At 62.9% G+C, this 20798-nt stretch carries 18 protein-coding genes; 5 read left to right on the plus strand and 13 right to left on the minus strand.

Features of this window, described 5'->3' with window-relative positions; all coding sequences use genetic code 11:
• Positions 1-129: 129 nt before the first annotated feature.
• The 13 genes from urtA to cbiE form a co-directional block, all read right to left on the minus strand.
• Positions 130-1395 (minus strand): urea ABC transporter substrate-binding protein, encoded by a 1266-nt coding sequence (urtA, locus tag AC27VU_RS16665; RefSeq protein ID WP_003221226.1) that lies wholly within the window; start codon positions 1393-1395, stop codon positions 130-132.
• A gap of 328 nt (positions 1396-1723) precedes the next feature.
• Positions 1724-2734 (minus strand): FecCD family ABC transporter permease, encoded by a 1011-nt coding sequence (locus AC27VU_RS16670; protein ID WP_488724470.1) that lies wholly within the window; start codon positions 2732-2734, stop codon positions 1724-1726.
• Positions 2731-3678, minus strand: a complete 948-nt coding sequence (locus AC27VU_RS16675) for an ABC transporter substrate-binding protein (RefSeq protein WP_400496162.1) — start codon at positions 3676-3678, stop codon at positions 2731-2733. Before AC27VU_RS16675 ends, AC27VU_RS16670 begins: the two co-directional genes overlap by 4 nt.
• Positions 3675-4463, minus strand: coding sequence for an ABC transporter ATP-binding protein (locus AC27VU_RS16680; RefSeq protein WP_488724471.1), 789 nt, complete (start codon positions 4461-4463; stop codon positions 3675-3677). The genes AC27VU_RS16675 and AC27VU_RS16680 overlap by 4 nt, the downstream gene beginning before the upstream one ends.
• 114 nt (positions 4464-4577) lie before the next feature.
• Positions 4578-6701, minus strand: a complete 2124-nt coding sequence (locus tag AC27VU_RS16685) for a TonB-dependent receptor (protein WP_488724472.1) — start codon at positions 6699-6701, stop codon at positions 4578-4580.
• Positions 6702-6851: 150 nt separating this feature from the next.
• Positions 6852-8231: a PepSY-associated TM helix domain-containing protein gene (locus AC27VU_RS16690; protein WP_488724473.1), complete on the minus strand. Its 1380-nt coding sequence runs from the start codon at positions 8229-8231 to the stop codon at positions 6852-6854.
• Positions 8232-8384: 153 nt separating this feature from the next.
• The gene (locus AC27VU_RS16695) at positions 8385-10505 is read right to left on the minus strand and encodes a TonB-dependent copper receptor (protein WP_488724474.1); all 2121 of its coding nucleotides are present in this window, start codon (positions 10503-10505) and stop codon (positions 8385-8387) included.
• 85 nt (positions 10506-10590) lie between these two features.
• On the minus strand, positions 10591-11037 hold the full coding sequence (locus tag AC27VU_RS16700) for a DUF2946 domain-containing protein (protein ID WP_400496169.1): 447 nt from the start codon (positions 11035-11037) through the stop codon (positions 10591-10593).
• Positions 11038-11058: 21 nt separating this feature from the next.
• Positions 11059-11538: a copper chaperone PCu(A)C gene (locus tag AC27VU_RS16705; protein ID WP_103485965.1), complete on the minus strand. Its 480-nt coding sequence runs from the start codon at positions 11536-11538 to the stop codon at positions 11059-11061.
• A 47-nt stretch (positions 11539-11585) separates the two neighbouring features.
• Positions 11586-11984, minus strand: coding sequence for a DUF2946 domain-containing protein (locus AC27VU_RS16710; protein ID WP_488724475.1), 399 nt, complete (start codon positions 11982-11984; stop codon positions 11586-11588).
• Between the two features lie 349 nt (positions 11985-12333).
• Entirely contained in the window at positions 12334-13062 is a 729-nt protein-coding gene (locus AC27VU_RS16715; RefSeq protein WP_488724476.1) for a cobalt-precorrin-6A reductase, read from the minus strand.
• Positions 13059-14156 (minus strand): cobalt-precorrin-5B (C(1))-methyltransferase, encoded by a 1098-nt coding sequence (locus tag AC27VU_RS16720; protein ID WP_488724477.1) that lies wholly within the window; start codon positions 14154-14156, stop codon positions 13059-13061. The genes AC27VU_RS16715 and AC27VU_RS16720 overlap by 4 nt, the downstream gene beginning before the upstream one ends.
• Positions 14149-15360 (minus strand): precorrin-6y C5,15-methyltransferase (decarboxylating) subunit CbiE, encoded by a 1212-nt coding sequence (cbiE, locus tag AC27VU_RS16725; protein WP_488724478.1) that lies wholly within the window; start codon positions 15358-15360, stop codon positions 14149-14151. Before cbiE ends, AC27VU_RS16720 begins: the two co-directional genes overlap by 8 nt.
• Positions 15361-15594: 234 nt before the next feature.
• Between cbiE and AC27VU_RS16730 the strand changes: the two genes are divergently transcribed.
• The 5 genes from AC27VU_RS16730 (at position 15595) to cobJ (ending at position 20747) form a co-directional block, all read left to right on the plus strand.
• Entirely contained in the window at positions 15595-16251 is a 657-nt protein-coding gene (locus AC27VU_RS16730) for a hypothetical protein (RefSeq protein WP_003221253.1), read from the plus strand.
• Between the two features lie 147 nt (positions 16252-16398).
• Positions 16399-17697, plus strand: coding sequence for a precorrin-3B synthase (gene cobG / locus AC27VU_RS16735; RefSeq protein WP_488724479.1), 1299 nt, complete (start codon positions 16399-16401; stop codon positions 17695-17697).
• On the plus strand, positions 17690-18316 hold the full coding sequence (locus tag AC27VU_RS16740; protein WP_103520958.1) for a precorrin-8X methylmutase: 627 nt from the start codon (positions 17690-17692) through the stop codon (positions 18314-18316). Before cobG ends, AC27VU_RS16740 begins: the two co-directional genes overlap by 8 nt.
• Positions 18313-19047: a precorrin-2 C(20)-methyltransferase gene (locus AC27VU_RS16745; RefSeq protein ID WP_408980417.1), complete on the plus strand. Its 735-nt coding sequence runs from the start codon at positions 18313-18315 to the stop codon at positions 19045-19047. The genes AC27VU_RS16740 and AC27VU_RS16745 overlap by 4 nt, the downstream gene beginning before the upstream one ends.
• Complete coding sequence (gene cobJ, locus AC27VU_RS16750) at positions 19047-20747, plus strand: precorrin-3B C(17)-methyltransferase (protein ID WP_488724480.1); 1701 nt, start codon at positions 19047-19049, stop codon at positions 20745-20747. Before AC27VU_RS16745 ends, cobJ begins: the two co-directional genes overlap by 1 nt.
• The last annotated feature ends 51 nt before the right edge of the window (positions 20748-20798 follow it).

Below are 20798 nucleotides of genomic sequence, written 5' to 3' on the forward strand. Positions count from 1 at the left end.
GGTTTTGTTCGAGGGTTTGTGCCACAAACCACAGGAGTTTCGGAGCAAGAAGCCACCTCAAAAACAACCCCCGCTCCCACAGGGGGAGTGTGTCGGACTGAAAGTCTTAACAGCCCGACACCCAATGGTTCAGTTGCTCTTCACCGCATAATCCGGCTTCTTGTCGTTGCCATCGATAAACGGGCTCCACGGCTGGGCACGGATCGGGCCTTCGGTCTGCCAGACCACGTTGAACTGACCGTCAGCCTGGATCTCGCCGATCATCACCGGTTTGTGCAGGTGGTGATTGGTCTTGTCCATGGTCAGGGTGTAACCGGACGGCGCAGCAAAGGTCTGGCCAGCCAGTGCTTCGCGGACTTTGTCGACGTCGGTGGACTTGGCTTTTTCAACGGCTTGCGCCCACATGTGGATGCCGACGTAGGTGGCTTCCATCGGGTCGTTGGTCACGGCTTTGTCGGCGCCCGGCAGGTTGTGTTTCTTCGCGTAGGCCTTCCAGTCAGCGACGAACTTCTTGTTCACCGGGTTCTCCACGGACTCGAAGTAGTTCCACGCCGCGAGGTTGCCCACCAGCGGTTTGGTGTCGATGCCGCGCAGCTCTTCTTCACCCACGGAGAACGCCACCACCGGTACGTCGGTAGCCTTCAGGCCCTGGTTGGCCAGCTCTTTGTAGAACGGCACGTTGGAGTCGCCGTTGACCGTGGAAATCACAGCGGTTTTGCCACCGGCGGAGAACTTCTTGATGTTGGCGACGATGGTTTGATAGTCGCTGTGACCGAATGGGGTGTAGACCTCTTCGATGTCCTTGTCGGCCACGCCTTTGGAATGCAGGAACGAGCGCAGGATCTTGTTGGTGGTGCGCGGGTAGACGTAGTCGGTGCCGAGCAGGAAGAAGCGCTTGGCGCTGCCGCCTTCTTCGCTCATCAGGTATTCCACCGCCGGAATCGCCTGTTGGTTCGGCGCGGCGCCGGTGTAGAACACGTTCGGCGACATCTCTTCGCCTTCGTACTGCACCGGGTAGAACAGCAGGCCGTTGAGTTCTTCGAACACCGGCAGTACCGATTTACGTGATACCGAGGTCCAGCAACCGAACACCACCGCGACCTTGTCCTGCGTCAGCAACTGCCGGCCCTTCTCGGCGAACAGCGGCCAGTTCGATGCCGGGTCGACCACCACCGGTTCGAGCATCTTGCCGTTCACGCCGCCCTTGGCGTTGATCTCGTCGATGGTCATCAGCGCCATGTCTTTGAGCGACGTTTCGGAGATCGCCATGGTCCCGGACAACGAATGCAGAATCCCCACCTTGATGGTCTCGGCGGCCTGGACAGTCCAGGTCATGCCCATCGCGGCAATGGATGCCGTGAGTGTGAAAGCCTTGATCAAACTGCGACGCTTCATTGTGCGATCTCCATGAACGTTAAAGTTTTTTATGGTTGGCAGATGCGGACGACTGAAGGTGTGTTTTGCAAGGGCTGTGCCCGGTCGGGATCGGGCAGGAAAATGTCGGTTTAGAGCGGTTGCGCGCGGGCGGGGTGCACCATGAAGGGACGAGTCGCGTGTGACGGTGCATTCGTATGCGCCAGATTAGGGCGCCGATTTCGCAAACAATGCCGTTCACTGTGGGAGCGGGCTTGCTCGCGAATGCGGTGGGTCATTCAAAAATGAAGTTGGCTGGCACGGCCTCTTCGCGAGCAGGCTCGCTCCCACAGTTTTTGTGTTTGTTGTGTCAGCGGCGGCGCATCAGACCGATGAAGAACAGGCCGCCGATAGCCGCGGTGGCAACGCCGATGGGCAGGTCTTCCGGCGCGATCAGGGTGCGCGCGGCAACATCGACCCACACCAGGAACAGGCTGCCAAGCAGTACGCAGGCCGGCAGCAGTCGCCGGTGTTCAGCACCGACCAGACGCCGGGCAATGTGCGGCACCATCAGCCCGACAAAACCGATCGAGCCGCTGATCGACACCAGCACCCCGGTCATCAAGGAGGCGATCACAAACACCCGCAGGCGCACCGCGCGGGCATTCAGGCCGAGGGTGACGGCGGTCTGTTCGCCGGCCATCAATGCGTTCAATGGCCGAGCCATGCCCAGCAGCAGACCGAGGCCGAGCAACACGCTCAGCGCCGGCACCGTCAGCAACTCCCAACGCGCCAGCCCGAGGCCGCCGAGCATCCAGAACATCACCGCCGAGCTGGCGCGATGGTCGCCCATGAACAGCAGCAGATTGGCGATTGCCATCATCACGAACGACACCGCCACGCCGCACAGCAGCAACCGGTCGCTGTCGAGCCGGCCCTGACGGTTGGCAATGCCCAGCACCAGAAGCATGCTCAGCAAGGCGCCGATGAATGCGGCAATCGGCAAGGTCAGCAGGCCGACGACTTCACCGATGTGCAGCACCACGATCACGGCGCCGAGTGTCGCGCCGGAGGTGACGCCAAGCAGGTGCGGATCGGCCAGTGGATTGCGCGTCACCGCTTGCAGCACCGCGCCGATCAACGCCAGCCCGGCGCCGACCAACGCCCCGAGCAACATGCGCGGCACGCGGATCAGCCAGACGATGTGTTCCTGCCCGGCGCTCCAGCTCACCTCGCCGAGACCGAAGGCCTTGTGCAGCAGAATCCGCCACACCACGTCCACCGGCACTCGCGCCGGGCCGAATCCCAGCGACACCACGCACGACACCAGCAACACGGCGCCGAGGGCGGTCAACAACAGGGCGTAGCGCCGGTCAATCATTCGCCGTGGAACCCCTTGGCCAGGGTTTCCACCGCCAGCACGTTATCGATCCCCGGCGTGGCCTGCACGTAGGGAATAACGATGAAACGCTGGTTCTTGATCGCATCCACCGATTGCAGCGCCGGGTTCTTCAGCAGGAATTCGATCTTCTGCTCGGCGGTGATTTCGCTGTAATCGACGATCACGATCACCTGTGGATTGCGTTCGACCACAGTCTCCCAATTGACCCGGGTCCAGCTTGCTTCGACGTCGTCGAGAATGTTGCGCCCGCCCGCCGCATCGATCAGCGCCTGCGGCATGCCGAGGCGGCCGGAAGTCATGGCGCGGTCTTCGCCGCTGTCGTAGAGAAACACGCGCGGCTGGTCGGCGGGCAGGTCTTTGCGGATTTCGGCGACCTGTTGCTGCATGTCGGCGATCAGTGCGTTGGCGCGATCCTGCACGTCGAAAATCTTCCCGAGGTTGCGCAGGTCGTTATAGGTGTCGTCCAGCGTCGCCGCCGGGCGTTTCATCACGAAGGCGCAGGACTCGGTCAGCTCATACACGTTGATGCCCAGCGGTTGCAGGGTCTGCGGGGTGAGATCGCCGCCGACGCGCATGCCGTAATCCCAACCGGCGAAGAAGAAATCGACGTTGGCGTTGAGCAGGGTTTCCACCGACGGATATTTCGCGGCCAGCTCCGGCAAACCGTCGAGCAGCGACTGCATCGCGGGCGTCACCGACTTCCAGCCACTGACACCGCTGTACCCGGCCATGCGCGATTTGAGGCCGAGGGCGAGCATCATCTGGGTCATGTTGATGTCGTGACTGACCGCGTGTTTCGGCGCCTCCTTGAAGGTCACTTCGCGGTTGCAGCTATGGATGGTCAGCGGGTACTTCGTGGCTTCGGCGAAGGCCTGGGCACTGCACAACAAAAGAGCGACGCAAAGCAGGGAACGCACAGTCATGGTCGGGTTATCCAGGTGATTCGCGGGTAGTCGTGGAGGGGGTGGGAGTCGATCAACGCTTCGACGCCGAACACGTCGCGCAGCAGCTCGGTGGTGAGCACTTGCTGCGGCGTGCCGCTGGCGACGATCCGTCCGTGGTTGATCACGTACAGTCGGTCGCAGAAGGCGGCCGCGAGGTTCAGGTCGTGGATGCTGGCGAGGGTGCCGATCTGCAGGCGTTTGACCAGTTGCAGCAGTTCGAGCTGATAACGCGGGTCGAGATGGTTGGTCGGCTCGTCGAGGATCAGCAGTTGCGGTTGCTGGGTCAGGGCGCGGGCAAGGATCACCCGCTGTTTTTCACCGCCGGACAGCGTGGCGAAAGCATGGTCTTCGAAGCCGTCGAGGCCGACGGATGTGAGCGCTTGCGTCGCCAGATTGCGATCTTCCAGCGTGTCGCCATCGAACAGGCCTTTGTGCGGCGTGCGGCCCATGGCGACCACTTCTTCGACGGTCAGGCCAAAGGCATCGGGGAATTCCTGGAGGACCACGGCGATGCGTTTTGCACACCAGCGTGAGGACTGCTTCCACACGTTGTGGTGATCGAGTCTGACCTCACCGCTTTCCGGCTGACTGAAGCGATAGGCGCACCGCAGCAGGCTGGTCTTGCCGCTGCCGTTGGGGCCGATCAGCCCGACGAACTCACCGGCAGCCACCTGCAACGAGGCGTCACGCAGCTGGAACTGGTGATGGCAGTGGCCGTGGCCCAGGGGTGTCCAGGCGAGGTTGGTGAGGTTTAGCGAGGTCATGCTTCTACTCTGAAATATCTGGCGTTGCTGATGACGCCTTCGCGAGCAAGCCCGCTCCCACAGTTGATCGCGTTTCAATGTGGGAGCGGGCTTGCTCGCGAAGAGGGCCATGAATCAAAAGGTGTAAGCGGCCGTGACGAAGAACGATCTCGGTTCGCCGAGAATCCACTGCTGGCCCTCATTGTATTGGCTTTGTGCGTACTGGCGGTCAAACAGATTGTTCACCTGCAGACCCAGCGTAGTGTTGCGCAAGGCTTTCCACGACAGCGTCGCATCGACCACGGTGTAACTCGGCAGCTCGTTGCGATTGGCCATGTCGGCGTAACGCGCATCGACATAACGCACGCCGGCGCCGGCCTTCAGGTCATCGCTGAGGTTTTTGTTCAGCCACAGATTGGCCGTTCGACGCGGCACATCCACCGGGCGATTGCCGTTGTACGACAGGGTTTGCCCGTTGACCACTTCGGAGAAGTCATCGTACTTGGCCTTCACAATCGCCGCGTTGGCCTGCAGTTGCCAGGCGTGCGGCAGTTGCAGATCGAGACTGGCTTCCAGGCCGTTGGACGATTGCTGGCCGACTTGCTGCTTGAGCGTCGGGTTGCCCGGATCGTCGGTCAGCAGTTTCTTTTTGACGATGCGATAGGCCGCCAGGGTGAACTCACCGCGCTGATCCCAGAACAACTGCTTCATGCCGATTTCTGTCTGCCGCGCGGTCGACAGGTCGTATTGCTGCTGGCTCGGGCTCAGCGAAATCAAGCCACCGATGCCGTCGGTGCTGGTCGCGACCTGACCGTAGAAAGAAGTCTGTGGTGTCAGCGCGAACACCAGTCCGGCCTTCCAGTTGTTGCCGGTCAGGGTCTTGTCGCTCTGGCTGCCGTCGACCAGGTTGTTGCGATCCACATGCACGTAATCACGGCGCACGCCGGTCACCAGCGACCAGCGCTCGCTCAGTTGCGTGCGGTTTTCAGCGAACACTGACATCTGTCTGGTGGTGCTGTCGAACTGGTCGCGGTACGGGTTGGCGCTTTCGAAATAGCCCGGTTGCGGGTGATACAGGTCCAGCGCCTGACCGTTCGGCAGCACATCGTTGAACGGTGAGTTGCTGTTGAGCTGGAAACGGATGCGGTTGTAATCGACGCCGCTCACGGTCTGGCTGTCGAGGCCGAACAGCGAGTGTTTGAAGGTGAAGGTCTGGCGGTCGCCGACCTGTTCCTGCTTGTGGCCAATGCCGAAGTAGCCGCTGCGGCTGAGTTGTTGCGTGGCGGCGTCGAAGTTGTAGTTCTCGGCGTTCTGCCAGCGGCGCTGGGCCTTGAGGTAATACAGCTCATTGCTGGCGCTGACCGCGTCGTTGATCTGCCAGTCGCTGGTCAGACGCGTCCACTGATCGTTGTAGTGCTGCTGGTCGTCACGCACGTTGTAGTTCTTGTTGCGCAGGCTGTCTTGCAATTGGCCGTTGATCAACGGCGTGCCGAAGTAGTTCTGCGGACGCTGGTCGCCGTAGTCGTGGGCGAGGGTGAAGGTCAGGTCGTCGGTGGCTTGCCAGCGCAGGGCGGCGCTGATGAAGTCGCTTGAAGAATCACCGCGATCGATCCAGCCGTTGCTGCGCAGACGATTGAGATTGAGGCGATAGCTCAGGGTGTCGCTCAGCGAGCCGCCGCTGTCGAACGCCTGTTGCTGGCTGTCGTAGGAACCGTAGCCGACGCGCAGGTGGTTTTCGATTTCACCCTCGAACGGTTTTTTCGGGATCACGTTGACCACCGCACCGGTCGCGCCTTCGCCGTACAGCACCGAGGCCGGGCCGCGCAGTACGTCGACGCGCGCTACCGCCCAGGTGTCGACCGGAAATGTCACGGTGCCCATGCCGGTGTACATCCGGTTGCCGTCATACAACTGCATCACCGAACTCTGCCCGGTAAAACCGCGTGCCTGCAACGAGGTGCCGCCATCGCCCGGGGTGCCGGTGCGGCTGATGCCGGTGCTGCGCGACACGGCGTCCTGCACGCTGCGATCACCACGGGCGCGCACCTGCTCGCCGCTGAGGCTTTCGACACTGGCCGGGGTTTCCATGGCCGTCAGGTTCAGGCGCGAACCAGCGGTGGTCGGTGTGGTCAGGCTGACGTTTTCGTCATCCATGGCCGGGGCGCTGATGGTGCCGGTGGGCAGCGTCAACGGTTGGCCATCGGCGCTGGCGTTGTTCAGGGCAAGCAGGCAGAGACTGGACAAGAGGTACTTGTTCATCGGGGCGGTGAATCACTTCTTCAAAAGAAAGCCCGCAACTTGTGGTTGCGGGCAGAGTGGCCTATTTGTGTTACACAGTAACACTAAAAAATGCCGGAGTTTAAGCCCCGGCAGTTTAAAGATCTGTCTAAAACGCGCATCTCGCCTGCTTCATGATGAAGTTGAGGCAGATTCAGCTTGGCGGCCCAAACGCGACAACAGTAGCCGATCCAGCAACCACACCAGCACCAGCGAAGCCCCCACCAGCGGGAAGATCACGGCCAGCACCAGCATGATCGCCACCCCGGTTTTCCACTTCGGCAGGTCATGGCGCAGCGGCGGCACGCCGAATTTGCCCTGCGGACGACGCTTCCACCAGATCACCACACCGCTGACGGCGCTGAGCAGAATCATCAGGCAGATCAGCAGCACGACAATCTGGTTGAAGGTGCCGAACATCTTGCCTTCGTGGAGCATCACGCCGATTTCCGTGGCCCGCGCCACCGCGCCGTACTGCTCGAAGCGCACATCGGCGAGGACCTTGCCGGTGTACTGATCGACGTGCAGGGTGGCGTCGTTACGCGGGTCGTCGGCAAATACGGCAATGGTGAACACACCGGTCGCGGTGGTTGGCAGGGTGATGCTGTAGCCGGGTTCGACCTTGCGTTCAACGGCAATGTTCTGCACGTCTTGCAGGCTGATCGCGGGTGCGGCGGGACCGTGTTGCATGCCACCGTGGGCCATGTGTTCGGCGTGGTCGCCGGACATCGGCATCGGCGTGTTTTCCATCGCCCATGGCACGGTCTGACGCGCGGCGTTGTTCAGGCTGCCGGCCTCGACGTCGGAGGTCGGCACGTTGTTCCACATCGCTGCCGGGAACACGTTCCACACCTGGGCGTACTGCTTGCCCCAGAAGCCGGTCCAGGTCATGCCGCTGAGCAGCATCACCAGCAGCAATGCCGCGCCCCAGAACCCGGTGACCGCGTGCAGATCACGCCACAACACCCGACCGCGACTGTTCAGGCGAGGCCACAGAATCCCCGCCGCCTGACCGCGCGGCCACCACAGAAAGACCCCCGATACCACCAGCACCACACCCCAACCGGCGGCGAGTTCGATCAGGCGATCACCGAGCGTGCCGATCATCAATTCGCCGTGAATGGCGCGGGCGATGGCTTGCAGATTTTTCTTTGCATCCTGCTCGCCGAGGATGTCGCCGTGGTACGGATCGATGAATACGTTGAGTTCATTGCCTTCATTCTTGACGACAAACTGAGCGCTGCGTTCGGCGTTGGCCGGCGGCAGGTACTGGGTGATCTGACCCTGTGGATAAGCGCTCTTGACCCGTTGCAGCAGCTCATCGGCCGGCACCGTGTGATGTCCGGCCGGGACGTTGAGCAGGCTGCTGTACATCAGTGAGTCGAGTTGCGGTTTGAACAGGTAGATGATGCCGGTCAGGGCCAGCATCACCATGAAGGGCGCGACGAATAATCCGGCATAGAAATGCCAGCGCCAGGCCAGGTTGTAGAAATTCGCTTTGGGCTTTTGCATCACGTTTGCTCCGCTTGGCTTGGATCTTTTCGTTGTTCTGCGACCCTTGTGGGAGCGAGCTTGCTCGCGAAGGCGTCGTATCAGGCTGCATCTATGTTGGATGTGCCGTCCCCTTCGCGAGCAAGCTCGCTCCCACAGGGTGGGATTTGACTGTTAGAAACTCATATCGACCTTGGTCCAGAGCGTGCGCCCCGGCTCATTGATCGCTTGCGGGTCGTTGGCCGGGTAGCCGAAACCGGCGTTACCGGCCAGGTTCAGGTGTTCGGCGTAAGCCTTGCCGAACAGGTTGTCGACGCCGGTGCTGACCTTCCAGTTCTTGTTGATCCGGTAGGCGCCGTTGAGCGAGAACACGCCAAACCCGCCGCTCTTGTCGTAGTCCTTGCCGACTACGTTGCCCTTGTTCTGGTCGATGCGGTTTTGCGCCGCGACCACGCGCCACAGTGCCCCGGCGCTCCAGTTGTCTTCGCTGTAGGTCAGGCCGAAGCGCGCATCCAGCGGCGGCATTTGTGGCAGGGCCTTGCCGTCGCTGCTGTTCTTGCCCCAGGCGTAGGCCAAGGTCGCATCGGCTTTCCAGTGCTCGGTGAGCTTGTACGCAGCACCAAGTTCACCACCCATGATTCGCGCGTCGATGTTCTCGGCACGGGAGCTGCTCATGCCCATCATCGTTGGCGTGTAGTCGAACAGGATGTAATCGCGCACCACACCGATGTAGCCCGAGGCCCAGGCTTCGAGTTCGGCGGTCTTGTAGTTCACGCCGAAGTCGAACTGAGTGGTCTTTTCCGGTTTGATCGAGTCGAACGCATTCAGCGAACCGACCGGGCCAGACGTCGCTGAAAACAGCTCCCAGTAATCCGGGAAGCGCTGCGCGTGGCCGAGGCCGGCGTACAGCGTGGCCGGGCTGTCAGCCAGGTCATGCTCGTAACGCACGAAGCCGCTTGGCAGGGTGTCGGCGCGGGTCTCGCCGGCGGTCGGGTTGGGGCTGCTCATCATTCCCGAACCGATGCTCTGCCGGTAATCCCTGGCCGAAGCGCGGTCGACCCGGGCGCCAGTGATCAGCCGGTCACGGTCGGCGGCGTACCAGGTCATTTCGCTGAACACGCCATAGTTATGGAAATCGGCGTCCTTGGTGTAGGGCTGATCCTTGTAGGTGTCGATGCCCATGCCGCTGCGCTGGCGGTGCTCGTTGGTCTGCGCATCGAGGCCGGTGATCAATTGGATGTCGGCCCAGCGCCAGGTCGCCTTGACCCGCGCGCCGAGGGTGCGACGGTCGACGTTGGAGGCCATGGGACCGGCCATCATCCCGGTGCCGGACGGCGTGCGCAGGGTGTAGTTGTCCATCACGTGGTCGGCGTAGTTGTAGTAGACCTGTGCTTCGAGCTTTTCCAACACGTCAGTGATGTTGGATTTTTCGAAGCGCAGGCCGAGGCTTTCGCGCAGGAACTGCGAACCGTCCATGCCGCGTCCGGCGTAGCGTGCTTCGCCGTCGCCCTTGCCGGCAGTCAGTTCGATCAGGGTGTCGGCGTCCGGGGTCCAGCCGACGGCGATGTCACCGTTCCACTTGTCGTAGCGCGACGGCACGGTGGCGTTGTTGCCGTCGCGATAGTCGTCGGAGTGCGCGGTGTTGCCGATCACTCGCACATAGCCCAAAGGCCCGCCGGCAGCAGCGTCGACAACCTTGTCGAAGCGTCCGTTGGAGCCGGCCAGCACGCTGGCATTCACCCGCGTGCCGAGCTCGCCGAAGCTTTCCGGTTCACGGTCGAACAGCACCGTGCCGGCCGAGGCACCCGGCCCCCAGAGCACTGTTTGCGGGCCTTTGATCACCGTGAGCTTGTCGTAGGTTTCCGGCGAGATGTAGGAGGTCGGCGCGTCCATGCGGCCGGGGCAGGCGCCGAGCAACATGCTGCCGTTGGTGAGAATGTTCAGCCGCGAACCGAACATCCCGCGCAGCACCGGATCACCGTTGGTGCCGCCGTTGCGCACCAGGGCGAAGCCGGGAATGGTCTTCAGGTAATCGCCGCCGTCACTGGCCGGCACCGGTTGGCGCGGGTCCTTGGGGTTGGTGACGATGGTCAGCGGCGAGCTCGGGGCGATCGCGGTGATCACCGTCGGACTCAGTTCTTCGTTGTGCCCGGCGTGGTCATCGGCCAACACCAGCGGGGACAGCAGGACGCCGCAAAGGACGGCGATGGCGTGCGAAAAACGAATGCGCGATTCGTTCAAGGCAAAGGACGCCCGAGCAGCGCTCAAACGTGGAACAGCAGAAAACCTGGACATGACAATTTCCATCAAACAGTCGTAAACGACACGGCCGGCAGCCTGCAGCTGTCTTCTCAACCGTGTGCAATCAAAGGTGCGGTGTTTACGCGGCGATGGGTGGGGCGCGGGTTCGGGCGCCGGGGAAGAAGGTCTGCCGGGCATGCCCCAGACGCGGAGAGGGTGGAGTGAAGGTGTTGGCGTGGGCGATGCTGAACGTGGCGAAAGTGCCGCCACCGGTCAGCGCCGGGCAGTTGAACAGCAGGCTGCAATAACCGCATTTTTCCCACAGGGCGTGGTGCGAGGATTGCGGCGGACAGTGTTCGGCAGCCGGTTGTGCACCGTGCGTGGCGTGATCCATGCCCGGCATGGCCATCGACATGTCCATGGGCATCGCCATGGAAGTCGAGGCGTGCTGATCCATCGGCATCGACTGAGAAATCAGCGGGCCGATGAAGATCATCAACATGGCGAACAGGGCGATCCAGCTACCGCGGGTCAGAGTCTGGCTCTGGCGATGCAGGCGGGACGCCCCGGCGCGTTGCGGGCGCACGGGCGTAGTCAGCCGGATCGGTTACTGGGCGTGATCGTGTGCCTGGGTTTCTTGCGGAGGTTTCTTCTGCACCGCGACCTCGACGGTCACGTCACCGGCCTTCTCGAAGTGCAGGGTCAGCGGAAAGCGTTTGCCGTCGCTGAGCAGACTGCGGTCTTTCGGGTTGAGCAGCATCACGTGATAGGCCATCGGTGCGAACGTCACCGTGCCGCCGGCAGGAATCACCACGTCGGGCACCTGCTGCATTTTCATCAGGTCGCCCTGCATCACATGTTCGTGCAGTTGCGCTTCGGCGGTGATCGGCGAGTCGACGCTGAGCAGGCGGTCGTCGGTCTTGCCGGGATTGCTGATCACGAAATAAGCCGCGACGGTCGGCGCGTTGGGCGGCAGCTCCTGCGACCAAGGATGAGCGATTTCCAGCTCGCCGGCCTTGTATTCGTGGGCATGGGCGAAGCACGCCGGCAGCAACAGCGCAGCGATGACGATGAGTTTGTTCAACATGGCAGTTCTCCGGAACGATGTGAAACGCAGGTCAATTGCGAGACAGATCAGACCAGAGGCGAGGCGCGGGGATTGAGGCTCGGCCATTGCTGGCGCGGTGTCGGTGTTTGCAACGAGGGCGGCGCCACGCTGCGATTGCTTTCGTAGCGGGCGAAATACAGCTGCGGCGTATGGCCCGGCAACGCCACCAGCGGCGCGGAACCCGAGCAACACCAGCAATGCTGCATGTTGGAATGGGTGTCGTTGGACGGGGCTATCTGCTCCGTGGTGCCGATGTTGATCGCCACCATCTTCGTCCCGCTGCCGGTGCAGAAACTGCTCCACAGCAACTGTTCGGCCGGTGAATTGGCCGCCTGCGCCATCGCCCCGGTCATCGGCATGGCGAGCATGTTGAACAGCACTGCGAAGCAGGCGATCCAGGCAAATGCGAGCCGGTGTCGGTTCATGGGACAGATCCGTTGGGTGGGCGATCAGGCGCGGCTATTTAGCCTGATCAGGGCCGATAAGTAAAAAGGCGTCGTGCGGTTTGGTGTCGCAGATCAATTGAAACAGAGTGTAGCGGTGGAAATTCGCAACGCCAGACTCATCCGCCGTTCCTGTAGGAGCTGACGAGTGGAACGAGGCTGCGATCTTTTGATCTGCTTTTTAACGTTCAGGATACGAGCTGTCAGGTCGCACGCCTTCGCGAGCAAGCCCGCTCCCACAGGATCCCTGGCATACACAAACTATGCAGTCGCTGCCGACCACTGTGGGAGCGGGCTTGCCCGCGAAGGCGTACTCGAGATCTGCGCTTGGTTAAAGCCGGGTGAAGGCGGCAAGGGCAGCGAGGACTTCAGCCGTCGTCACAAACTCCCGATCAACCCCCGGCAACACCGGCCGCTTCAGCACCATCACCGGCACTCCCAACTCCCGCGCCACTTCCAGTTTCGGCTCGGTCGCGGTGCTGCCGCTGTTCTTGCTGATCAGCACATCGATTTGCCGGCGTTCGAACAGCGCGCGTTCCTCCTCAAGCAGAAATGGCCCACGGGCGCCGATGACTTCGCAGCGTTCGTTACCGGGGTAGACGTCGAGGGCGCGCAGGGTCCAGAACTGGTTGGCGGGGATTTCGTCGAGGTGTTGCAGCGGTTCGCGGCCGAGGGTGAACAGCGGGCGGCGGAACGGTTTGAGGGCTTCGCTCAGTTCGGCCCAGTCGCTGACCTCGCGCCAGTCGTCGCCGGCCTGTGCCTGCCATGCGGGGCGGCGCAAGGCCCAGCAGGGGATGCCGGACAGTTGCGCGGCGCGGGCGGCGTTGCGGCTGATTTGTGCGGCGTAGGGGTGAGTGGCGTCGAGCAGCAGGTCGATGCCTTCAGCGCCAATGAACTGCGCCAGACCTTCGGCGCCGCCGTAGCCGCCGACCCGCACCTGGCAGCTCAGATCAGTTGGCACCCGGCCCACGCCCGCCAGGCTGTAAATGTGTTCTGGCCCCAGCGTGCGGGCGATGGCCAGCGCTTCGGTGACGCCACCGAGCAACAGAATACGTTTCATGCAAAACCTCCGGCATGGCCGACGATGCCGCCCTGACGATCAATCGCAAACACCTCGACCTGCACCTGCGCCGGGACCACACTGCGGGCGAAATTCAACGCGTGACGGCAGACCTCATCGCCGAGGGCAATGCTCGCCGCGCTGGCCATCGCCAAGGCCTGCTGACTGGTGTTCGCTTCACGAATGCTCTGCTGCAACGCCTGATCAGCGCCAATCGCCGCCGCCCATTCAGCCAGTTGCGGCAGGTCGATACTCGAATGCCGCGAGTGCAGATCCATGTGCCCGGCCGCCAGTTTGCTGATCTTGCCAAAGCCGCCGCACAGGCTGAGTTTATCCACCGGCACTTTGCGCAGATGCTTGAGCACCGCGCCGACAAAGTCGCCCATTTCGATCAGGGCGATTTCCGGCAGGTCGTAGACCCGGCGCATGGTGTCTTCGCTGGCGTTGCCGGTGCACGCGGCGATGTGCAGATAGCCGTTGGTTTTCGCCACGTCGATGCCCTGATGGATCGAGGCGATATACGCTGCGCAGGAAAACGGCCGGACGATGCCGCTGGTGCCGAGGATCGACAGGCCGCCAAGAATGCCCAGGCGCGGATTCATGGTTTTCAGCGCCAGCGCTTCGCCGCCCTCGACATTGACGGTGATCTCGAAACCGCCGCCATAACCGCTTTCGGCGGCGAGCAGGCTCAGGTGATCGCTGATCATCTTGCGCGGCACCGGGTTGATCGCCGGCTCACCGACGCCGAGCACCAATCCCGGCCGGGTCACGGTGCCGACGCCTGCGCCCGCGATGAAGCGAATCCCCGGCTCGGCCAGCAGCCGCACTTGCGAATAGAGCAGCGCACCGTGCGTTACGTCCGGGTCGTCGCCAGCGTCCTTGATCGTTCCGGCCTCGGCGCCGTCGGCGGTCAAGCGGCAGAACTCCAGGCGCATCTGCACTTGCTTGCCTTTGGGCAAAACGATCTGCACTGCATCCGCCGACATGCCGCCAAGCAGCAGGCGTGCCGCAGCGAGGCTGGTGGCGGTGGCGCAGCTGCCGGTGGTCAGGCCGCTGCGCAGGGGCGCGGGTTGTTCGGCGGTTTCGTCACGCATCGAGGGGTTTGACCAGGTCCAGCACGGTGATCGGCAGCGCCTGACGCCAGGTGTCGAATTCGCCCAGCGGTTGCGCCTGGGCGACATGGATACGGGTCAGTTCGCCGCCGTGGCGTTCGCGCCAGTTCATCAGGGTGACTTCGCTTTGCAGGGTCACGGCGTTGGCCACCAGTCGGCCACCGGGCTTGAGTTGATCCCAGCAGGTTTCAAACACGCCTTCACGGGTCACGCCGCCGCCGATGAAGATCGCGTCGGGTCGCTCCAGCCCGGCAAGTGCCTGCGGCGCACGGCCACGCACCAATTGCAGACCGGGTACGCCCAGCGCGTCGCGGTTGTGTTCGATCAAGGCCTGTCGGCCTGCGTCCGCCTCGATGGCGATGGCGCGACAGCTTGGATGCGCGCGCATCCATTCGATGCCGATCGAGCCGCAACCGCCGCCGACATCCCACAGCAGTTCGCCGGGGATCGGCGCGAGGCGGGCGAGGGTGATGGCGCGGACATCGCGTTTGGTCAGTTGGCCGTCGTGCTGGAATGCCGAGTCGGGCAGTCCGGCCAGACGCGACAGACGCGGTGCCTGCGCATCGGCCAGGCATTCGATGGCGATCACATTCAGATCGGCAATCGTTGGTTCATTCCAGTCATTGGCAGTACCGTCGATGCGCCGCTCGGCGTCGCCGCCCAAGTGCTCCAAAACACTCATGCGGCTGCCGGCAAAACCGCGCTCACGCAGCAGCGCCGCGACTGCCGCCGGACTTTGTCGGTCATTGCTCAGCAACAACAGGCGCACCCCGCTGAACAGGTGCGCATTGAGTGCTGCCAGCGGCCGTGCGACCAGCGACAGTGTCACGACATCCTGCAACGGCCAGCCGAGCCGGGCGGCGGCCAGCGAACAGGAGGATGGCGCCGGCAGGATCAGCATCTGATCACTCGGCACATGGCGCGCAAGGCTGGCGCCGACGCCATAGAACATCGGATCGCCGCTGGCCAGCACGCACACGGCTTCGCCGCGCTGCTCCAGTACCGGCGCGAGGAAAAACGGGCTCGGCCACAACGCGCGTTCGCCGCGTATGCACACCGGCAGCAAGTCCAGTTGCCGCTGGCCGCCGATGATCCGCGAGGCGCTCATAAGGGCGCGCCGGGCATTTTTGCCCAGGCCCTTGAAGCCGTCTTCACCGATTCCCACAACCGTCAGCCAGGGTGTCATGCCGTTCCTTAATTCAGGGTAGATCTTCAAGGGCGGCATGATAACGCGGCTGCCGGCATCTGACGCGGGTCTGTCGTCGCGGCGCGTTGACAGCGGCACGGAAACTTGATGTTGAGCAAAAGTACTTTGTTCAACGAGTGTTTTTGTTAGTTTGGTTCAAGTCAGCACTTATGAGTAAGTCTGGCGCCATAAAACCTATAACTTTAAATCAATGCCAAGTTGGCAGGAGATGATATGGATATCAGTTCCAGTACACGTTCAAATCAGAATAATGCAATGGCCGTTAACAATATGTTATTCACCGGCCTGGAAGGTCGGGCCGAGGCCGATAACAACTTTGTGAAGAACTGCATTTATCTCGCGCAGATCAAGGCGGACAGTGTTTATAACAGCAACACTCAGCCGGCGCAGTGGTTCGATTATTTTGCCGGGGTCCTCTGGTCGTACGACTGGGTCCCTGAGGAGCAACCGGCGGTGCTGGTCCGGACGGAGTTTTCGGGAAGTGTGCAGGAGGCATGGCGGCGGTTGGCAGCCCCCTTGCTCGCGCGCTCTCAATTAGAGCAGGTTGAAACAGGGCTGAAAGCGCTGGAAAAAGACGCAGCACTGCTACAAAGGTTTACCGCCCTGAGTGGCAAAACCTTCACCTCGCATATTTTGCCGGTCAGCCAGAACGCCAGCGGCGAACTGGTCGTGGTGCTCAGCCATATTCGCTTTATCAAGTTGGTATTGAGTACCAACTATCTGTTCTGGCAGGTTCATCAGCCGATGTCGCAACTGGACATCCGCGCCAGAAAACTGGTGATCACGCGCCGGGCGATGGATGCCAGACGGGCAAGCGTGGAGCAAGCCATTCGCAAGAGTGCGTCCAGATTTGAGGAATACGAGCTCTGAGGCAGCGCCAGGCGGCGAGATTTGCAGCCTGGCTGCAGTTTCCGACCGGCAGGCATTTTCATGCGCTTGGGCAAAGCAGGCATAATGGCGACCTTTCGCCCACCACAGCGCTGCCAGCCAGCCGGTCATCCCTTGAACGAACGCCCTATGTCCACCGCTTTACGCCCCTCGGCTTGCCCGGGGTTGCTGCGTATTGTCCAGGCGCTGGACGGCGGCATCTGCCGGATCAAACTCAATGGCGGCTCGATCACTGCCGATCAGGCTGACGCGGTGGCCGATGCCGCCGAGCGTTTCGCCAGTGGCGCGATCGAAGCGACCAACCGCGCCAATCTGCAGATTCGCGGCATTGGCGAGCAGTCCGCAGCGTTGATCGACAGCTTGCTGACCGCCGGCCTGGGGCCGCAAACCGCTGCGGGCGACGATGTGCGCAACCTGATGCTCAGCCCGAGTGCCGGCATTGATCGGCAACTGCAATTCGACACTCGGCCACTGGCGGAGCAGATTCTGGCGACCCTGCAAACGCACCCACGTTTTCACGAGTTGAGCGCCAAGTTTGCCGTGCAACTGGACGGCGGAGAGGCATTGGCGATGCTCGAACATCCGCATGATCTGTGGCTGTCGGCGTTCGAACGTGACGGTGAAATGCTCCTGGCGTTCGGTCTGGCTGGCTGCCCGACGGATCGTGCGGTCGGCGCCGTGACCGTGGAAAACGGCCATGCGCTGGTGGTCGCGGTGCTGGAATTGTTCCTTGAACTGGCTCGGCCGGAGCAGACGCGCATGCGCCATTTGCTCGATGAATGGCCGATGCTGGCCTTTCTCGAACAGTTACGCGAACGCGTGGCGATCAAAGCCGCCATTGCCCGACAGCGCACGCCGCTGGCGGATGCGCTGCACATCGGTGTGCACGCGCAAAACGCTGACGACCGGGTGTATGTCGGTGCGGTGCCGGCGCTCGGTCGTCTCGATCCAGACATGCTGCGTGGTGCGGCCCGACTGGCCCGCGAGTTCGGTGATGGCAGCCTGCGTTTCACCCCCTGGCAAAGTCTGCTGTTGCCGAACGTGAAGTCCACCGACGCTGCGCAAGTCCTGCAACACCTGAGGCAATTGCACTGGCTGACGGATGCTGGCGAGCCGTTGTCCCGGCTGATCGCCTGCACCGGCTCCAGCGGCTGCGGCAAAGGCCTGGCCGATACCAAACACGACGCCCGGCGGCTGGCGACGCTATTGCCACAAGCGCAGAGCGTGCACCTGTCCGGTTGCCCGCGCTCTTGCGCTGCGGCCCATCGCACACCGGCAACTTTGCTGGCGGTCAGCCCCGGTCACTATGACCTCTATTTTCGCGATGCAACGCTGCCGGGTTTCGGCACGCTGCACGCACGCAACCTTACTATTGAAGCGGCCGCGATCCTGCTCGACGCCCGCTCACGGAGCCCCCTTGATGCTTGATTACATCCGCGACGGTCAGGAGATCTATCGCAACTCCTTCGCGATCATTCGCAGCGAGGCCAATCTGGCGCGCATCCCGGCCGATCTGGAAAAACTCGCGGTGCGGGTGATCCACGCCTGCGGCATGGTCGAGGCGGTCGATGGTCTGCAGTTCTCCGAGGGCGCCGGCAAGGCCGGACGCGATGCGCTGGCGGCGGGTGCGCCGATTCTCTGTGATGCGCGGATGGTGTCCGAAGGCGTGACCCGTGCGCGTTTGCCGGCGAACAACCAAGTGATCTGCACCCTGCGCGACGACAGCGTGCCGGAGCTGGCCCGCGAGTTGGGCAACACCCGTTCGGCGGCCGCGCTGGAGCTGTGGCGTCCGCACCTGGAAGGCAGCGTGGTGGTGATCGGCAACGCGCCGACCGCACTGTTCTATCTGCTGGAAATGCTCGATGCCGGCGCACCGAAACCGGCACTGATCCTCGGCTTCCCGGTGGGCTTCGTCGGCGCCGCCGAATCGAAAGCGGCGCTGGCAGCGGACAGTCGTGGCGTACCGTTCGTGATCATGCAGGGCCGACTCGGCGGCAGCGCCATGGCCGCCGCAGCGGTGAACGCCCTCGCCACGGAGATCGAATGATGCAGGCCAAAGGACGTCTGATCGGCCTCGGTGTGGGCCCCGGTGATCCGGAACTGATTACCGTCAAAGCCCTGCGCCTGCTGCGCGAATCGCCGGTGGTGGCGTACTTCGTCGCCAAGGGCAAGAAGGGCAATGCGTTCGGCATCATCGAAGCGCACCTGCAGGACGCGCAGAATCTGCTGCCGCTGGTGTACCCGGTGACCACCGAAGTGCTGCCGGCGCCGCTGTCTTATGAACAAGTCATCAGCGACTTCTACGATGACGCCGCCGAAGAAGTCGCGGCGCATCTGGACGCCGGGCGTGACGTCGCGGTGATCTGTGAAGGCGACCCGTTCTTCTACGGTTCCTACATGTATCTGCATGATCGGTTGTCCACGCGCTACGACGCCGAAGTGGTGCCGGGCGTGTGCTCGATGCTCGGCGGCGCCTCGGTGCTCGGCGCGCCGCTGGTGTATCGCAACCAGAGCCTGTCGGTGCTCTCCGGCGTGTTGCCGCATGAGGATCTGAAGCGACGTCTGGCCGACGCCGATGCGGCGGTGATCATGAAGCTGGGGCGCAACTTTCCCAAAGTTCGTGCGGTACTCGAAGAACTCGGTCTGGCCGAGCGGGCGCTGTACGTCGAACGCGCGACCATGGCCAATCAGAAGATCGTGCCGCTGGATCAGGTCGAGCCGATGTCCTCGCCGTACTTCTCGCTGATCATCGTCCCGGGCGAACGGTGGCAAGGTTGATGACGCCATCCACACCGGCCATTGTCATCCTTGGACAGGGCGCACTCGCCACCGCGCGACGGATCCAGCAGTTGTATCCGACGGCGCAGATCCACGGCCTCGCCGGGCGCGTCGACGGCGCCGACTGCAGCTATCAGGAATTCGGTGCGACCCTGCGTGAGTTGTACCAGCAGGACACGCCGATCATTGCCTTGTGCGCTGCCGGCATTGTCATTCGCACCCTGGCACCGTTGCTGCTGGAGAAGGGCGCTGAACCGGCAGTACTCGCCGTTGCCGAAGATGGCAGCGCCGTGGTGCCGCTGCTCGGCGGCCTCGGCGGGGTGAATGTCATGGCCCGGGAAATCGGCGCCGCATTGCAGGTCGCAGCGGCGATCACCACCAGTGGCGAATTGCGTTTTGGCACCTGCCTGCTCAACCCACCCAGCGGGTATGCGCTGGCGGATCTGGAGCTGGGCAAGCGTTTCGTTTCCGATCTGCTGGCCGGGCACAGCGTGCGTATCGAAGGTGCGGCGCCGTGGCTGGATCAGGCGCAGCTGCCGCAAGACCCGCAGGCGCAGCGCTCGATTCATGTCGGCAGTGCCGAGCGTGTCGCCAGCGCCAACGAGTTGCTGATCTATCCGCGCAGCGTGGCGGTGGCCGTGAGCGCGCAGCTAGACGATCTGCCGAATGCCGTGCGTGCAGCGTTGCAGCAGGCCAGGGTTGCGCAGCAGTCGCTGGCCTGTCTGCTGGCGGCTGACACTGAAATGGCCTCGGCCAGACTGCGTGAAGCGGCCCTCGAACTGGGTGTGCCGCTGCGCTTTGTCGCCGCGCAAAAAGACCTCGGCGAGCTCGCCCGTCAGGCACTGCCACAGGCCACGATCAGCAGTGCCAACGGTCTGGCAATTGCCCTCGCCGAGCAGCCGCTGGACGTCGCGCAGATCGGTCGTCAGCGTGGGCGCCTGGCGGTGATCGGCCTCGGCCCCGGCGCTGCCGAATTGATGGTGCCTGCGGTCAAGGCGGAACTGGCGCGGGCCACCGATGTGCTCGGCTACGAAACCTACGTGCGCATGGCCGGCCCGTTTCGCGACGACCAGGTGCAGCATTGCACCGACAATCGCGAGGAAATGCAGCGCGCCCGCCATGCGTTCCGGCTGGCGGCCGAGGGCCGTTCGGTGATTGTGGTCTCGTCCGGCGACCCCGGCGTATTTGCCATGGCCGCGGCGGTGCTTGAAGCGTTGCACGAGTCGAGCGATCCGGCCTGGCACAGCGTCGAACTGGAAATCCTGCCGGGTGTGTCCGCCTCGCTCGCCACGGCTGCGCAAGCGGGTGCGCCGCTGGGGCATGACTTCTGCGTGATGTCGCTGTCGGACAACCTCAAGCCGTGGTCGATCATCGAGAAGCGTCTGGATCTGGCGTCCGCAGCCGATCTGGCCCTGGCCTTCTACAACCCGATCTCCCGGGCGCGTCCGTGGCAACTGGGCCGGGCCCTGGAAATCGTCGCGCAGCATCGCAGCGCGGCGACGCCAGTGGTGTTGGGGCGCGACATTGGCCGGCCGGGGCAAACCCTGCGCGTGACCACGCTGGGGCAACTGACCCCCGATCAGGTGGACATGCGCACCATGGTGCTGATCGGTTCCTCGACCACTTGCACCTTTGCCAAAGCGGACGGTGGCGAGTGGGTCTACACGCCGCGTTGGTACGGCGAAAAGCCGCAGTCGTGAGTGCTGGCGAGGGAGCGTGCTCCCTCGCCATAGCCGCTGTCCCGCGTGGAT

The sequence above is a fragment of the Pseudomonas sp. 14P5.3.2 genome (genome assembly GCF_057799175.1).

What these genes read in the sequence shown, in the direction of transcription:
- urtA (WP_003221226.1), bottom strand. Translation starts at nt 1,395, where the DNA reads ATGAAGCGTCGCAGTTTGATCAAGGCTTTCACACTCACGGCATCCATT.
- AC27VU_RS16670 (WP_488724470.1), bottom strand. Translation starts at nt 2,734, where the DNA reads ATGATTGACCGGCGCTACGCCCTGTTGTTGACCGCCCTCGGCGCCGTG.
- AC27VU_RS16675 (WP_400496162.1), bottom strand. Translation starts at nt 3,678, where the DNA reads ATGACTGTGCGTTCCCTGCTTTGCGTCGCTCTTTTGTTGTGCAGTGCC.
- AC27VU_RS16680 (WP_488724471.1), bottom strand. Translation starts at nt 4,463, where the DNA reads ATGACCTCGCTAAACCTCACCAACCTCGCCTGGACACCCCTGGGCCAC.
- AC27VU_RS16685 (WP_488724472.1), bottom strand. Translation starts at nt 6,701, where the DNA reads ATGAACAAGTACCTCTTGTCCAGTCTCTGCCTGCTTGCCCTGAACAAC.
- AC27VU_RS16690 (WP_488724473.1), bottom strand. Translation starts at nt 8,231, where the DNA reads ATGCAAAAGCCCAAAGCGAATTTCTACAACCTGGCCTGGCGCTGGCAT.
- AC27VU_RS16695 (WP_488724474.1), bottom strand. Translation starts at nt 10,505, where the DNA reads ATGTCCAGGTTTTCTGCTGTTCCACGTTTGAGCGCTGCTCGGGCGTCC.
- AC27VU_RS16705 (WP_103485965.1), bottom strand. Translation starts at nt 11,538, where the DNA reads ATGTTGAACAAACTCATCGTCATCGCTGCGCTGTTGCTGCCGGCGTGC.
- AC27VU_RS16710 (WP_488724475.1), bottom strand. Translation starts at nt 11,984, where the DNA reads ATGAACCGACACCGGCTCGCATTTGCCTGGATCGCCTGCTTCGCAGTG.
- AC27VU_RS16715 (WP_488724476.1), bottom strand. Translation starts at nt 13,062, where the DNA reads ATGAAACGTATTCTGTTGCTCGGTGGCGTCACCGAAGCGCTGGCCATC.
- AC27VU_RS16720 (WP_488724477.1), bottom strand. Translation starts at nt 14,156, where the DNA reads ATGCGTGACGAAACCGCCGAACAACCCGCGCCCCTGCGCAGCGGCCTG.
- cbiE (WP_488724478.1), bottom strand. Translation starts at nt 15,360, where the DNA reads ATGACACCCTGGCTGACGGTTGTGGGAATCGGTGAAGACGGCTTCAAG.
- AC27VU_RS16730 (WP_003221253.1), top strand. Translation starts at nt 15,595, where the DNA reads ATGGATATCAGTTCCAGTACACGTTCAAATCAGAATAATGCAATGGCC.
- cobG (WP_488724479.1), top strand. Translation starts at nt 16,399, where the DNA reads ATGTCCACCGCTTTACGCCCCTCGGCTTGCCCGGGGTTGCTGCGTATT.
- AC27VU_RS16740 (WP_103520958.1), top strand. Translation starts at nt 17,690, where the DNA reads ATGCTTGATTACATCCGCGACGGTCAGGAGATCTATCGCAACTCCTTC.
- AC27VU_RS16745 (WP_408980417.1), top strand. Translation starts at nt 18,313, where the DNA reads ATGATGCAGGCCAAAGGACGTCTGATCGGCCTCGGTGTGGGCCCCGGT.
- cobJ (WP_488724480.1), top strand. Translation starts at nt 19,047, where the DNA reads ATGACGCCATCCACACCGGCCATTGTCATCCTTGGACAGGGCGCACTC.